General features: G+C 44.9%; 5 protein-coding genes. 4 read left to right on the top strand and 1 reads right to left on the bottom strand.

Annotated elements, in window-relative coordinates; all coding sequences use genetic code 11:
* Window positions 1–212: 212 nt before the first annotated feature.
* The 3 genes from ACEW8P_RS20845 to ACEW8P_RS20835 all read left to right on the top strand — a co-directional run bounded on the left by ACEW8P_RS20845 (window position 213) and on the right by ACEW8P_RS20835 (window position 2,770).
* Complete coding sequence (locus ACEW8P_RS20845) at window positions 213–1,184, top strand: ParA family protein (RefSeq protein WP_373515003.1); 972 nt, start codon at window positions 213–215, stop codon at window positions 1,182–1,184.
* A gap of 4 nt (window positions 1,185–1,188) precedes the next feature.
* Complete coding sequence (locus ACEW8P_RS20840; RefSeq protein ID WP_373515002.1) at window positions 1,189–2,253, top strand: hypothetical protein; 1,065 nt, start codon at window positions 1,189–1,191, stop codon at window positions 2,251–2,253.
* Between the two features lie 184 nt (window positions 2,254–2,437).
* Window positions 2,438–2,770, top strand: a complete 333-nt coding sequence (locus tag ACEW8P_RS20835; RefSeq protein ID WP_373515001.1) for a hypothetical protein — start codon at window positions 2,438–2,440, stop codon at window positions 2,768–2,770.
* 57 nt (window positions 2,771–2,827) lie between these two features.
* Here ACEW8P_RS20835 and ACEW8P_RS20830 read toward each other — a convergent pair whose 3' ends face one another.
* Window positions 2,828–3,289: a hypothetical protein gene (locus tag ACEW8P_RS20830; RefSeq protein WP_373515000.1), complete on the bottom strand. Its 462-nt coding sequence runs from the start codon at window positions 3,287–3,289 to the stop codon at window positions 2,828–2,830.
* Window positions 3,290–3,396: 107 nt separating this feature from the next.
* Between ACEW8P_RS20830 and ACEW8P_RS20825 the strand changes: the two genes are divergently transcribed.
* On the top strand, window positions 3,397–3,763 hold a 367-nt coding region (locus ACEW8P_RS20825), incomplete at its 3' end, for a YWFCY domain-containing protein (protein ID WP_373514999.1).

The raw sequence follows: 3,763 nt of genomic DNA, 5'->3' as shown, positions 1-3,763 counted from the left end.
ATGAGGAAGTTCAGGTAGCAGGCCAGAAATCGGAATTGCGTCTGCGTCCAAAAGTAAGATGAAAGCAACGAGTGAGTGGTAGCAAAGCCCGCTAGTTTGCCCGAAATGCACTTTGAAAGTGACACCGTGTCACTTTCGCCAAAATATTTCAGAATTAGATTGGATAGAAAAACCTCTTTATTACATTTGTGTCATAAAGTTTAGAGTTAAATATGTCTAACCCAATGATTACTCGGGAGAAGATCGTCGATTTTATCCGTTCACGGCCAGGCCTCAAAATTCCGCCGTTAGAGAAGGAAGCGGGCATACCTCCCCAAACGCTTTCAAAAGCTCTTTTAGCAAATGCAGCCAATATTCCCAAAAAGCATCTGCCCGCTATCGAAGAAGTACTACGTCAGTACGGATATTCCGATAATTTCGACAACGGTGCAAATCCCGCGCATATCCTTTCCATAGTCAACCACAAAGGAGGAGTAGGGAAAACTACCACAGTCATAAATCTGGCGAAGGCACTCAGCCTGTATGGGCTGCGAGTACTCATGATCGACATGGATTCTCAGGGCAACCTCTCTCAATGCTACAATATTCATGAGCCGGAGACCCAGATCATTGATAGCCTACTGTCCGATGCTGAGATACCTGTGCTACCCATTGCAGACAACCTGTTTTTGGCACCGTCTGACATCCGCATGGCTGCGCGTGAAAGCGACTTGATGAATTCTATTGGCTCAGAGAGAAGATTAACCATTAAACTCAACGCGATCAAGGATCAATACGATTACATTCTCATCGACTGTCCGCCCAGCCTCGGGATTTGTACAACTTGCTCCCTGGTGGCCTCGAGCGACTGCATCGTACCCATCCAGGCCGAAGCATCCGCCTATCATGGGGTCGCCAACCTGCTAAACCATATTTCCGACATCCGCACCTTTGCCAACCCGAGCCTGAATATCAAAGGGTTTGTTTTCACAATGATAGACAAGCGGCTCAATCTCCACGCCGACATGATGGAACACATCAAAAATTCTTTTCAGGGAATCCACGTGTTCGATACGATCATCAGTCAATCCAAAGCGGTGAAGGAATCACAGGTAGCCAAGGAGGACCTATTCACCAGCGATCCCGCTTCCGTCCCATGGAATCAGTACAAGTCCCTGGCAACCGAACTCCTCAAACTCCAATAAGATCATGGCCAAAACTAGCCCGCTCGATAAGTTAAAAGAAAAGACTGCCGACATGAAAAAACCCATGTTCCAGCAGGAGGTTTTCATCAAGTCAAATCTGATCGTGCTTCCTGAACTGCGAAGCCTCATTCCTCCGCTCAAACAAGAAGAGAAGGAACAATTGGAATCGAATCTGCTCGCCAACGGCATCAAAGATCCACTTACGATTTGGGAAACAACGCCGACCGTGGTCAGAAGCGGACTGGATTCAAAAAGCGCTTCAAATCAATTATTGGATGGAATGGCCGATGATTCCAAAGTGTATGTACTCATCGACGGCCATAACAGACACGATCTGGCGGAAAAGCATGGACTCGACTACAGGATCAATATCGAAAGCTTTGTCGACATGGAAACCGTCCGGGATTACATGATCAACTACCAGCTAGGACGACGAAACTTGACCCCAGAGCAAGCATCCTACCTCCGCGGACTGAGGTATAATAAGATGAAAGAGGGAAATAAATCCGGACGAGATGTAAATGTCGCCGAGAAACTGGCCGAGGAGTACAACGTCAGCCCACGAACGATAAAGAGGGATGCGGGCTTTGCCAAAGGAATAGATGAACTGTCACCCAAATTAAAGCAGGAGGTGCTATCGGGCCAAACTCAAGTACCACGAGGTGCTGTAAAAGCATTGGCTAAGAAGAAACCCACAAAACCAATTGAATCCATTGATGAACTGAATTCGGTTTTGGAAAAAATGCCGAAAGCGTTCAAGAGTCTGGACGATTTGAAAGAAAAGCCTGACGATTCTGACAAGAAGAAATCTGGAACAATTGCTTCCCTAATTGAAGGGGTGATGAATTTGGAGTCTGAAGTAGTCTCGGCGAAAGGAGACCAGAAAGCACAGCCTGATTCAGATTCAGAGTTAGTCAAATTCGTAAAAGAGGATTACAGGGGAGCGGACAGTGAAGCCACGAAACTCCAAATAGGGCTAAGAGACCTCCTGAAAGAAGACCTTTCCAAAAAGGAAACGTTAAAACTGCTGATTGAAAAGGCAAATCAGCTTCTGAGCGTGCTGGAATAGGTTTTGAAAGTGACACGGTGTCACTTTCAAATGTGGTCTTCACGGTTAAAAAATGATTGCTGGAAACAATATTTAGGAACATAAATGCTTTATCTATTGCGAAAAAGCAATTTCTTATTCCTATACTGATCGTCAAATTATGCTCAACCGATTGAAATATTGCAGCGTCATTTTACTGATATTGATGACGCTAGTATCTTGTGATTCCAAAAATAGCGCGGGACAAGGTGGTGATAACCGCACGGTGGAATATTTGGGTACATGGGAGAGGATCCCGAGAGAGGGGCGTCCAGCTACTACCGAGACTAAGGTGGTGACCTTTACCGTTACTGAAAAAGATGGAGGGTTATTTATGCGTTATAACAACGGTACCACCTATCCCCTCAAATACGAATCGGAAGGCAGCTACTATTACGCGGTGACTCCGATGGGCAGTGTTCCGCTACTTTTCAATCAAGGCGTGATTACGATCAACAACGGGTTTGAATTCAGGTACAGGAAGGTTGGAGAACCTTAGCATTAGTAAAAGTAGGCTATGCGAGCCTCACTCGAATCTAGTTGCCCTATCCCTATATCAATTCAAGCCTTTAGCCCCCATCCGCCGCTTGTATTCCGCCTGAAATGCACGCTTGGTGTTTTCATAGTAGGCGGGATCAGACTGAGTTCTGTATAATTTCTCGTCCGCCTCTTCTTCCATAGCCCTTTGCTGTTCTTGGGCCGAAATGATCTTTGAAACTGAAAACTGGCTGGGTACTAGTACTCCCACTTCAGCCGTGTCAGTCTTTTCCAAGGATTCACGGATAGCCATCTTTGAATGATTCCCAAGAGCGTCTCCATCTGCATGGCTAAAAGTTGGAGGAATCAAGTATTCCAGGCGTTTGGTTTCTAGCCTATTTGCGTCGTCTATTGTTCCTAAAACGCTCATATACTGTAACACTTCATCATTTTTAGGCCGTTTCCCCGTAAATCCTCGGTATTGGCAGCCAACGGTCGCAAACAGCATTAGTGGTATCAAAACAGAAACTTTTTTGTCCATTTAACCTACGCTCCAATTTGAGCTTTTTACGTTGATGATGAATTTGTTTCCAAAGATTGAAATAAAATTATATATTTGAAAATTAATAATCTATAATTTTATTTCAAATGGCGGCTACTCATGCTGAGAAGGAGGGACGAGCAAAGGGAGTTGACTTGTTGCTTTCGGTTGCGCTACTGCTCACATTCCTACATCATTACTGGTACAGCAATGATCTGTTTACAGGCATACCCTCATTTGGTTCATTCAACCCTAATGCGCTTCTCAATCTAATATTGATCCGGCTCAACGAGCGCTACGACCTTTTCCTTCACCCGCTCATTACTAAGATTGTTGTCTTCTTTTTGCTGATTCTCTATTCGATTGGCTCGAGAGGTAAGATCGATCCCAGTATTAAAGTGAAGCAGGTGTATCTGTACGCATCGATGGGAACAATACTATATTTTCTCAATATCTACTTTCTGTACCAGTCGT

It is taken from the genome of Persicitalea sp., from assembly GCF_041751555.1.
GTDB lineage: Bacteria > Bacteroidota > Bacteroidia > Cytophagales > Spirosomataceae > Persicitalea.
Note: the sequence above shows the minus strand (reverse complement) of the source record. Positions and strands in the feature narration are given on the sequence as shown.